Source organism: Streptomyces sp. BR123 (genome assembly GCF_013401435.1).
In the GTDB taxonomy this organism is placed as follows: domain Bacteria; phylum Actinomycetota; class Actinomycetes; order Streptomycetales; family Streptomycetaceae; genus Streptomyces.
The window spans coordinates 1-9618 of sequence record NZ_JACBGN010000271.1; the positions used below are offsets into that span (position 1 = coordinate 1).

At 75.2% G+C, this 9618-nt stretch carries 6 protein-coding genes; all 6 read left to right on the top strand.

Annotation, left to right across the window (positions count from 1 at the left end):
* The first annotated feature begins 8 nt into the window (after positions 1 to 8).
* On the top strand, positions 9 to 1085 hold the full coding sequence (gene pdhA / locus HYE82_RS29305) for a pyruvate dehydrogenase (acetyl-transferring) E1 component subunit alpha (RefSeq protein WP_179177207.1): 1077 nt from the start codon (positions 9 to 11) through the stop codon (positions 1083 to 1085).
* A complete protein-coding gene (locus HYE82_RS29310; protein WP_256987865.1) occupies positions 1085 to 2071 on the top strand; it encodes an alpha-ketoacid dehydrogenase subunit beta in 987 nt (328 codons plus the stop codon). Before pdhA ends, HYE82_RS29310 begins: the two co-directional genes overlap by 1 nt.
* Positions 2068 to 2820 carry a thioesterase II family protein gene (locus HYE82_RS29315; RefSeq protein WP_179177205.1) on the top strand — a complete coding sequence of 251 codons (753 nt, stop codon included), beginning with the start codon at positions 2068 to 2070 and terminating at the stop codon, positions 2818 to 2820. Before HYE82_RS29310 ends, HYE82_RS29315 begins: the two co-directional genes overlap by 4 nt.
* Positions 2821 to 3066: 246 nt before the next feature.
* A complete protein-coding gene (locus HYE82_RS29320) occupies positions 3067 to 3285 on the top strand; it encodes an MbtH family protein (RefSeq protein WP_218783205.1) in 219 nt (72 codons plus the stop codon).
* Positions 3286 to 3404: 119 nt separating this feature from the next.
* A complete protein-coding gene (locus HYE82_RS29325; protein WP_179177209.1) occupies positions 3405 to 4619 on the top strand; it encodes a PLP-dependent aminotransferase family protein in 1215 nt (404 codons plus the stop codon).
* Positions 4620 to 4935: 316 nt separating this feature from the next.
* Positions 4936 to 9618 (top strand): non-ribosomal peptide synthetase (locus tag HYE82_RS29330; RefSeq protein ID WP_179177206.1); only part of this gene is annotated, 4683 nt, incomplete at its 3' end.

Sequence of the window (9618 nt, forward strand, 5' to 3'; positions counted from 1 at the left end):
GGCCAGGGGTGACCGTACTCGAAGCGGCCCCCGCCGGCCCGGCCCCCGCCGACCCGGCTGCCGCCGCCGACCCGGCCGTCACCGGGGTGCCGCCCGCCCGGCAGCTGCTCATGTACCGGGCCATGGTGGTCGGCCGCGCCTTCAACCGGCAGGCCACCGCCTTCAGCCGGCAGGGGCGGCTCGCCGTGTACCCCTCCTCCCGCGGCCAGGAGGCCTGCCAGGTGGGCTCGGCGCTCGCCGTCCGCCCCACCGACTGGCTGTTCCCCACCTACCGGGAGAGCGTCGCACTGCTCACCCGCGGGATCGACCCGGTGCAGGTGCTCACCCTCTTCCGGGGCGACCAGCACTGCGGGTACGACCCGGCGGCCGAGCGCACCGCCCCCCAGTGCACCCCGCTGGCGACCCAGTGCCTGCACGCCGCCGGGCTGGCCGACGCCGCCCGGATGGCCGGCGACCCGGTCGTGGCGCTCGCCTACATCGGCGACGGCGCCACCAGCGAGGGCGACTTCCACGAGGCGCTCAACTACGCCGCCGTCCGCCGCGCCCCGGTCGTCTTCCTGGTCCAGAACAACCAGTACGCGATCAGCGTCCCGCTCGCCAAGCAGACCGCGGCCCGCACCCTGGCCGACAAGGCCGCCGGCTACGGCATGCCCGGCGTGCGGATCGACGGCAACGACGTCCTCCAGGTGTACCGGGCCGTCCACGACGCCGCCGAACGGGCCCGGGCCGGCCACGGACCGACCCTGGTCGAGGCGGTCACCTACCGGATCGACGCGCACACCAACGCCGACGACGACACCCGTTACCGCCCCGCCGGGGAGGCCGACACCTGGGCCGCGCAGGACCCGGTCGACCGCCTCGAACGGGACCTGCTGGCCGCCGGGGTGCTCGACCGCGCCGCCGCCGACGGGATCGCCGCGGCCGCCGACGCCTTCGCCGCCGAACTGAGCGCCCGCTTCTCCGAGCCGCCGACGGGGGACCCGATGCAGATGTTCCGGCACGTCTACCACCACCTGCCGCCCCACCTGCGCGAACAGTCGGACCGCCTGGCAGCCGAACTGGCCGCGGCCGAACAGGGGGAATGATGTCCGGGACCACCATGGCCAAGGCGCTCAACACCGCCCTGCGCGACGCCCTGCGCGCCGACCCGAAGACCATCCTGTTCGGCGAGGACGTGGGCGCCCTCGGCGGCGTCTTCCGGATCACCGACGGGCTCGCCGCCGAGTTCGGCGACGAGCGCTGCTTCGACACCCCGCTCGCCGAGTCGGCCATCCTGGGCACCGCCGTCGGCATGGCGATGTACGGCTACCGCCCGATCGTCGAAATGCAGTTCGACGCCTTCGCCTACCCCGCCTTCGAACAGCTCGTCAGCCACGTCGCCAAACTGCGCAACCGCACCCGCGGCTCCATCGGCCTCCCGCTGACCATCCGCATCCCGTACGGCGGCGGCATCGGCGCCGTCGAGCACCACAGCGACTCCTCCGAGATCTACTACATGGCCACCCCCGGGCTGACGGTCGTCACCCCGGCGACCGCCGCCGACGCGTACTCGCTGCTGCGCCGCTCGGTGGCCTCCCCCGACCCCGTGGTCTTCCTCGAACCCAAGCGGCTGTACTGGCACAAGGAGGCCGTCGGGCTGCCGGTGGACACCGGCCCGCTCGGCTCGGCGGTCGTCAGACGGCACGGCACCCACGCCACGCTCATCGCGTACGGTCCGGCCGTCACCACCGCCCTGGAGGCCGCCGAAGCCGCCGCCGAACACGGCTGGGACCTCGAAGTCATCGACCTGCGGACCCTGATGCCGCTCGACGACGCGACGGTCTGCGCCAGCGTGCGCCGCACCGGCCGCGCCGTCGTCGTCCACGAGGCACACGGCTTCGCCGGCCCGGGCGCCGAGATCGCCGCCCGGATCACCGAACGCTGCTTCTACCACCTGGAGGCACCCGTGCGCCGCGTCACCGGATTCGACGTGCCGTACCCGGCTCCGCTGCTGGAGCGCCACTACCTGCCGGGCGTGGACCGGGTCCTGGACGCGGTGGCGTCCCTGGAATGGGAGGCGGTCCCGGCATGAGCACAGAAACCACCGCCACCTGGTTCCGCTGCCTGAGCCCCCGGCCCGCCGCCCGGATCCGACTGCTGTGCTTCCCGCACGGCGGCGGCTCCTCCGCCGCCTTCCGCAGGTGGCACGCCCTCCTGCCCGACCACGTGGAACTGCACGCCATCGAATACCCCGGGCACGCCGACCGCCTCCTCGAACCACTGGTCGACGACCTCGCCCGGCTCGCCGACCGGGCCTGCGAGGCCGCACTGCCCCTGCTGGACCGGCCGTTCGCCCTCTACGGGCACAGCCTGGGCGCCCTCGTCGCGTTCGAGACCGCCCGCCGGCTGGAGGCCCGCGGGCACACCGCGGTCCGGCTGACCGCCTCCGGCATGCCCGCACCGCACCTGGTGCGCCCCGGCACCGTCCACCTCGGCGACGACCGCGCCGTACTCGCCGAACTCGACCGCCTCGGCGGCGTACCGCCCGAAGTACTCGAACACCCGGACCTGCGCGAGCTCGTGCTGCGCACGGCCCGGGCCGACTACCGCCTGGCCGAGACCTACCGGTCCGAGCCCGGCGCGGTCCTCCGGGCCCCGGTGACGACCCACCGCGGCCTGGAGGACCCCGAACTGACCGAGGCCGAAGCCGCCGGCTGGCAGCTGGCGACCAGCGCCGAAACCACCCACCGGACCTTCCCCGGCGACCACTTCCACCCGACCACCGACCCCGCCCCGGTCGTCACCGCCCTCCTGACCACCCTGACCGGCAGCGCCCGATAACGGCGCGGGGAACTGCGCGCCCGGCCCCAACCAACCGGCAGTCGACCGCCGGCGTAGGGGCGCGGGGAACTGCGCGCCCGGCCACAACCGGCCCGCGGTTACAAAACCGGCCCCCGCGGAGCGCCACGGACCCGCGGCCGTGTCAACGGCGTCAGCGCCCTGACAGCACCGCACCGGACCCTGTTCGCACGGCCCGGCCGGCCCGGAGCCCGGTCCACCGATCCGTCGACCCATCCGAGGAGCATCATGACCAACCCCTTCGAGGACGCCGAGGCCACCTATCTCGTACTCGTCAACCACGAGGGCCAGTACTCGCTGTGGCCGTCGTTCGCCGAGGTCCCGGCCGGCTGGACGGTCGCCGTCCAGGCCACCGGGCGGCAGGACGCGCTCGACCGGATCGCCGGGCTCTGGACCGACATGCGGCCCAAGAGCCTGGTCGACGCCATGAACGGCGCCTCCGCGTGAGTCCCGCCCCCGGCCCGGCAGCCGGACTCCTCGACCCCCCACGGCCGCCGGCGCCGGCCGGGGGCGTCCTGAGCACCGCCGACCTCCACGCCTCGCTGACGGACCCCGCACTGACCTCGATGACCCTGCTCAACGAGATCACCGGCCGGTACCCGCAGGCGGTGTCGTTCGCGGCGGGCCGCCCCTTCGAGGGCGGCTACGAGGTGGCGGCGCTCCACCGCCACCTGGAGACCTACACCCGCCACCTGGCCGGGAAGGGCCTCGACCCCGACCAGGTGACCCGCGCCCTGTTCCAGTACGGCCACACCAAGGGCATCATCAACGACCTGATCGCCCGCCACCTCGCGGTCGACGAGCAGTTGACGGCGGACCCGGCCTCGATCGTGGTCACCACCGGCTGCCAGGAGGCGATGGTCCTGGTGCTGCGCGCGCTGCGCCGCGACCCGCGGGACGTCGTGTTCGCCGCCGCCCCGACGTACGTCGGCTTCACCGGCGCCGCCCGGCTCGTCGAGATGCCGGTGCGGCCGGTCCGCGAGGGCCCCGGCGGCCTCGACCCCGACGACCTGGAGGACCAGATCCGCCGGGCCCGCGCCGCCGGCCTCAACCCGCGTGCCTGCTACGTGATCCCCGACTTCGCGAACCCGGGCGGTGCCGCCATGCCGGTCGCCGACCGGGAGCGCCTGCTGCGGATCGCCGAGCGCGAGGACATCCTCCTGCTGGAGGACAACCCGTACTCGATGTTCCACGACGGCGTACCGCGCCGGCCCACCCTCAAGTCGCTGGACCGCGGCACCCGGGTGGTCTACTTCGGCTCGTTCGCCAAGACCGCCTTCCCCGGCGCCCGGATCGGCTACGTCATCGCCGACCAGCCCGTCCGGGAGGGCGGCGTCCTCGCCGACCAGCTGGCCAAGCTCAAGAGCATGCTGACGCTCAACACCTCCTCCGTCGCGCAGGCCGCCATCGGCGGACTGCTGCTGGAGCACGGGTGCAGCATGGAACGGGCCAGCGCACCCGCGGCGGAGGTCTACCGGCGCAACCGGCACGCCCTGCTCGACGGCCTCGCCCGGCGGTTCGGCGACCCGGCGCACGGCGTCCGCTGGAACACCCCGGCCGGCGGGCTGTTCGCCGTGGTCACCGTCCCCTTCCGCGCCGACGACGCCGCGCTCGACGACTCCGCGCGCCGCTTCGGCGTGCTGTGGACGCCGATGCACCACTTCTACGCCGGCACCGGCGGCACCGAGCAGCTGCGGCTGTCGTTCAGCGTGCTGACACCGGACGAGATCGACACCGGCCTCGACCGGCTCGCCGCGTTCGTCGCCGACCGGACCCACTGACCATCCTCCCCCGGGCCCGCCCCGCACCCCCGTCGGGGCGGGCCCTTTCCCACGCCCTCGCCGGTGCACTCCGTACTCCGCCGCCGCACTCCGCCGCCGCACTCCGTGCCGCCCGGCCCCCTGTCAGCACTGTCAGCGCCGTGTGGACGGCCCCCGGCAGACTCGTGACCGCACGTCACAGCGGTGACCCGGCACGCCCGGAGTACGACGCTGCCCCCGAGGAAGCGGCAGCCGCGCTGCGGAGGTGTGCGTACCGCCGGTGGAGGCGAACCGCCCGCCGTCCCACGCCCCTGATCCGATCCAGGAGAGACCTCAGATGACCCATGACCCCTCCGCAGGCGTGCTGACCGGGACGCGGGCGGCGGACGGCACCCGCCGGACATCCCTGACCGAGGAACAGCTCGGCCTGCTGCTCCAGCACCGCGCCGACCCCGCCGCATCCCCGTACAACGTGCCGCTGGCGCTCGACCTGCGCGGACCCCTCGACCCCGCCGCACTGGAGCGGGCACTCGCCACCCTGACGACCCGCCATCCCATGCTGTCCGCCCGCGTCGTGGACGACGCCGACGGCCTGCCCGAGCTGGAGATCCGGCCCGGCCGCGCCCCGCGCCTGGAGCGCAGTACCGTCGCAGCCACCGCCGACGGCGCCGACGCCGCCGCGCTGCTGGCCGTCGCCCGCCACGAACTGGACCTGGAACGGGACGGCGTCCTGCGGGCCCTGCTGCTGCGCCACGGCACCGAGCACCACACCCTGCTGCTCGTCGTCCACCACCTGGTCGTGGACGGCGAGTCCACCGCCATCCTGCTCGCCGACCTCCTCACCGCCTACCGGGAGGGCGAGGTCCCCGGCGAAGCCCCGGCCGACTTCGCGGACTACGTAGCCGACCGCGCCCGGCGCGCCGACACGGACACCAGCGCCCTGGAGGAGTACTGGCGCGACCGCCTGGACGGCGCCGACGTCGACGTCGACTTCCCCCTGGACGTCCCCGGCCGCGGCGACGCACCCGTTGGCCGCAGCGTGCCGGTCGAACTGGACGCCGGCCTGTCCGCCGAGATCGGCCGCTTCTCCCGCACCCACCGGGCCGGCCCCGCAGCCGTGCTGCTCGCCGCCTACCTCAAGGCGCTCGGGACGTACGCGCGCCAGTCCGCCCCGACCGTGGCCGTCCCGCTGGGCGTCCGCAACGACCTGCGGTTCGAGCGCACCGTCGGCTACTTCGTCCGGACCCTGCTGGTCCGATCCCCGGAGCAGTCCGGCCTGACCGCGGCCGGCTTCGTGGCCCGCGTGCAGACCGAACTCGCCCGCGCCGTCGACCACTCCCGGCTGCCGTTCCCCAGGATCGCCCGCCTCATCCCCGGCACCGACCCGGCCGACCCGCAGGTCTTCAACTGCACCTTCGTCCTGCACAGCTGGGCCGACTCCTCCGCGGCCGCCACCGAGGGCGTCGAACTGCCCGGCGGCCTGCGCGCCCGCTGGCGCCAGGACGTCCCCTCGCCCGGCCTCGGCCTGCTCACCCTCGAACTGTACGAGGGCGAGGGCCGGGTCCGCGGCCGCCTCAAGTACGACGCCTCCCGCATCGAGGCCGGCACCGCCGAGGCCTTCGTCGAGCACGTCACCACCCTCGCGCGGGAGATCGTCCGCGAGCCCGAGCGCCCGGTCACCGACCTGGAAGGCGTCGGCCCGGCCGCCCGCGCCACCCTCGACCTGCTCAACGCCACCGACCGCCCCGTCCCCGACACCGACATCGACACCCTGCTGCGCCGCCGCACCGAGCAGCAGCCCGACCGCGTCGCCGTCGAGTCCGGCGACCGCGCCTGGACCTACCGCGAGCTCGGCGACCGCATCGACGCCTACGCGGAGGCACTGGCCGGCCGCGGGGTCGGCGCCGGCGACCGGGTCGGCACCATGCTGCCGCGCACCGACGAGGCGGTCGCCGCCATGCTCGCCGTGATCCGGATCGGCGCCGCGTACGTCCCGGTCGACCCGGCCCACCCCGAGGCCCGCCGGCGCCACATCGTGGACAGCAGCGGCATGCGGACGGTGCTGGTCACCGCCGACACCGAGCAGGCCTGCCCGCCCGGCCCCGCACCGGTCCGCCTGGACACGCTCACCGCCGGCCCGTCCTCCGTGCCCCGGGGCGCCCCCACCGCCGACAGCGCCCTGCACGTCCTCTACACCTCCGGGTCCACCGGCCTGCCCAAGGGCGTGCAGCTCAGCCACCGGGCGCTGGCCACCGACGTCCTCGCCGCGATCCGCCACTTCGGCATCGGCCCCGACGACGCCATGCTCCTGAAGGCGCCGTTCACCTTCGACGTCAGCGCCCACGAGATGCTGGTCGCGCTGGTCGCCGGCGCCCGCCTGGTCATCGCCCCGCCGGACGCCGAACGCGACCCCGACCTGCTCGCCCGGACCCTCGACCGGCACCAGGTCACCCTCCTCCACCTGGTCCCCTCCCAGCTGCGGCTGCTGCTGGAGGCCGAGGACTTCCCCGCCAACCGCAGCCTGCACACCGTGGTCAGCACCGGCGAGTCGCTTCCCAACGAGCTGCGCCGCGCGTTCGAGGCGGTCCACCCGGCCCGCCTGCACAACGCGTACGGCCCGACCGAGACCTCGTACTCCACCGTCTTCTCCTGGCCGCGCGGCGACGCGGGCTCGTGGACCAGGCGCGGCGAGGTGCCGATCGGCGTGCCGTTCGACAACATCCGCTGCTACGTCCTCGACGACGGGCAGCGGCTGCTGCCGCCGGGTGCGCCGGGCGAGCTGTGGATCGGCGGCGGGACGGTCTCCGACGGCTACCTCGGCGATCCCGAGCGCACCGCCGACCGCTACCGCACGCTCGACCTCGGCGACGGCCGCACGGGACGGGTCTACCGCACCGGCGACCTCGTCAGGCTGCTCCCGGACGGATCCCTCACCCACCTCGGGCGGTTCGACGACCAGGTGAAGATCAACGGCAACCGGGTCGAACTCGGCGAGGTGCGCGCCGCGCTGATGGCCGTCGAGGGCGTCGAGGACGCGACCGTCCAGGTCGCCCGGCACGCCGCGGGCAGCCTGCAGATCACCGCGTACGTGGTGCCGCAGGGCCTGGACGCCGCGGTCGTGCGCCGGGACGTGAGCCGCGCGCTGCCCTCTCACATGGTGCCGGTGCGGATCACGCCGGTGGCCCGGATCCCGCTGCTGGCCAACGGGAAGACCGACCGCCAGGAGCTGGCCCGGATCGCCGCCGCGGCCGAGCCCGCCGAGGCCCCGGCCGCCACGGCGCCTGCCGCCACCGCGCCTGCCGCCACCGCGCCGACCGCATCCGCCCCTGCAGCCACCGCCCCGGCCGACACCACCGCGGCGTCCGCCCCCACCGCCCCCGCGCCGGCGGCGTCCGCCCCCGCCACCGTTGCGCGGCCGGCGGTGCTGCCCCGGCTCCGGGCCGTCTGGGCCGACCTGCTGGGAGCCACCGAGGACAGCAGCCAGTTCTTCGAGGACGGCGGCGACTCCATCCTCGCCATGCAACTGGTCTCCCGGATGCGCCGCGAGGGCTACACCCTGACGATGCGCGAGATCTACAAGCACCCGGTGCTCGCCGATCTCGCCGCCCATCTCGACTCCGGCGCGCCGCAGGTCCCCACCGCGGCGGCCGCCGCCACCCCCGCGGCCGCCGGCCCGGCCGACGGCCGGCCGCTCGCCCCGGTCCAGTCGTGGTTCTTCCGCCACATCAGGACCGACCTCCACCAGTGGAACCAGTCCGTCCTGCTGGAGCTCAACCGCCCGCTCGACGCCTCCGCGCTGCGCCTCGCCCTCCAGGCCGTGGTGGCCGCCCACCCCGCGCTCAGCGCCCGCTTCGAGCACGACGGCGCCACCGGCGACGGCCGGATGGCCGACGCGGCGCCGTTCGCCGCCTACCCGCCCCGCGAAGTGCTGTGGGAGCGGGAGTTCGGCGGCGAGGACGAGCTCGACCGGATCCTCGAAGAAGCCGAGGAGAGCCTCGCCCCGCTGGACGGCATCCACGTGCGGGCCGTCCTCGCCGGCGACCGGCGCGACGGCACCGGCCTGCTGCTGATCGCCGTCCACCACCTGGTCGTCGACGGCGTGTCCTGGCGCATCCTCCTGGAGGACCTGGAACACGCCCTGGACGCCCTCGCCGACGGCGCCCTGCCCGCCCTGCCCGCCGAGGCCTGCTCGTACGGCCAGTGGGTCGACGGCCTGCCCGCCGTCGCCGCCCGCCCGGGCGAGTCCGACCACTGGCTCGCCCTGGCCGAGGAGCGCAAGGCGGCCCGTACCCTGCTGCTGACCACCCCGGCCCCCGACGAAGAGCAGATCCGCCGGATCGAGTTCTCCCTCGACGCGGACGCCACCCAGCAGCTGATCGGCCCGCTGCCGCGCCGCCTCGGCCTGTCCGTGCACGAGACGATGACCGGCGCGTTCGCCCAGGCCCTCGCCCGGTGGCGGGGCACCTCCACGGTCACGTTCGACGTCGAGACGCACGGCCGCCACGGCCGCGACGACCTGTTCCGCACCGTCGGCTGGTTCACGGCCATCCACCCCGTCGTGATCAGCGCCGAACGCGCCCGGCACCCCGAGGAGTTCGTCACCGAGGCCGGCCGCGTCCTGGCGGCCGTACCGCAGGGCGGCGTCGGCTTCGGCGCCTGCCGCGAGTACGAGCCCAGGGCGGCCGTCCGCGACGCCCTGCGCGCCCTGCCGCCCGCCCTGGTCTGCTTCAACTACTACGGCCAGGCCGACCAGCTCAGCCCCGCCGGCCGGTTCCGGATGTCGGGCCGCCCGATCCCCCGGGAGCACTCGGCCCGCTGCGAGCGCGTCTACGGCATCGAGGTCTACGGCATCGTCCACGACGGCCGCCTGCGGATGGGCCTGACCTGGGTTCCCAGCCCCGCCGACGGTGTCGACGAGGACGCCGTCGAGGCGCTGGTCGCCCAGATGCGCTGGGTGCTCGCCACCCTCGCCGGCGCCGATCCCGACGCCGTCCTCGCCGGCGAGATCACCGCCCCCGGC